Annotated in this window: 1 protein-coding gene and 1 pseudogene; both read right to left on the bottom strand. The window is 36.7% G+C overall.

From position 1 onward, the window contains the following. A pseudogene (locus tag AC1DIV_RS30035) lies at positions 1 to 206 on the bottom strand (IS110 family RNA-guided transposase); the annotation flags it as partial. 217 nt (positions 207 to 423) lie between these two features. After that, on the bottom strand, positions 424 to 741 hold the full coding sequence (locus AC1DIV_RS30030; RefSeq protein WP_336866429.1) for a hypothetical protein: 318 nt from the start codon (positions 739 to 741) through the stop codon (positions 424 to 426). Positions 742 to 1,105 lie beyond the last annotated feature (364 nt).

Genomic DNA, 1,105 nt, shown 5'->3' with positions numbered 1-1,105 from the left:
CTTTGAAGCTTATCCATCCATTTTAATAAACTAGCAAATCCATCTTCATTATTTTCAAATGCAAGTGGATCTCCGACTACAATTCCACGGAAATTCACTGCTCTAGCCACATGTAATTGTTGGGCAATATCCACTCCAACAACAAGGTGATTATCGGAAATTCTTTCTATTAGTTGATTTTGTTTATCTTGCATTTTAAACTTCATATTAGGGTTCCTCCTAAGGTTTTGAGTTAGAGTGGTGTCTTACTCATATCTTACTGAGGAGCCCTATTTTTTTCAAAGTTGAAAAATAACGAACTACAGGAATGCTAACCTGCTTAATTACATAAAGAAAGAGCTGCCCTTAAAGACAGCTCTGATCCTCAGCTAACGCACCTGTTAGTTCATTAAGAATCTTTATAATTCATCGCTTTTTTTATTTTTATTCGTTGACTGGTTCTATCGTTTCAACTTCTAATTTGTTTTCCTTTGTGTAACCTTTTCTTAAGGTAACAGGCACTTTATCCCCTTCTTTTATCTGATTGTAATAGTCCGAATGGTCATATCCATATACGATCACGTTATCTTTATATCGGAGGGTGAGTTCCCATTCCGACACATCATCTCTTACGTGTTCTTTTTTGACTACGGTTGCTTCTACTATTTTCTCTTCAAAGTGGTCAATCGGAGGACCTTCGGAACAACCAGATAACATACCTATTACGATTAATAAAACCCATACTACATTCATTATTTTCATTTTGCGAACCTCATTCCTTACACCCTCTAACAAAGAATAAAAAACTAAACTCCCTCAATAAACTAAACAAAATCTCACGATTGCTCTAGAATTCTTCGAATTTCATAGTCATATCATTAACCGTTATTTATGTAAGCTCGGCATCACTCCTCAAGGGTAGGGAATTATCGAAAAAAGTGTATGCTAAACTAGCCAATTATAGGAAAAAATTGGTTTAATCAATTATATAATCGCACTTTAGGATATCCACATGTCTCATGGAGGTCAACCCTCCCATGTCTCACAGAGTCGATGCTCCTACATTCCTTCGTTCAACCTTTCCATGAGGTGGATGTCGGTCATGCTGCCCCACAGGATCTAAGCC

This window comes from Peribacillus sp. 05N428 (assembly GCF_056397085.1).
Note: the sequence above shows the minus strand (reverse complement) of the source record. Positions and strands in the feature narration are given on the sequence as shown.

Coding starts and splice junctions, on each gene's coding strand:
- AC1DIV_RS30030 (WP_336866429.1), bottom strand. CDS start 741: ATGAAAATAATGAATGTAGTATGGGTTTTATTAATCGTAATAGGTATG.